Here is a 262-nt window from a genome sequence, read left to right as displayed (position 1 = left end):
CCTGCGTATAGAGATAAGCAGTTCCCATTAGTACTCCTACTTTTACCCCTCTGGCAGCTAATGGAGCGGCCATAATGGAAACAAAAGCGGTTGAAAAATCATTATGGATTCCACCTGCGAAAAATACACTGATATTTTCCGGATGGTCTTCTTTTAAGATTCGTTCAATTTGTTTTTCCCAAAGAACCATGCTGGATAACGGGCCCACATGGCCACCACATTCACGTCCTTCGAAAATAAAATTTCTGGCTCCTTCTTTGAG

Annotated in this window: 1 protein-coding gene; it reads right to left on the bottom strand. The window is 42.4% G+C overall.

Going from position 1 to position 262, the window contains the following annotated elements:
- Positions 1 to 262 (bottom strand): hypothetical protein (locus SB689_RS23420; protein ID WP_410694448.1); only part of this gene is annotated, 262 nt, incomplete at both ends.

The organism is Chryseobacterium sp. SIMBA_038 (genome assembly GCF_046535115.1).
Taxonomy (GTDB): Bacteria; Bacteroidota; Bacteroidia; order Flavobacteriales; family Weeksellaceae; genus Chryseobacterium.
This window is presented reverse-complemented; position numbering and strand designations above follow the sequence as displayed.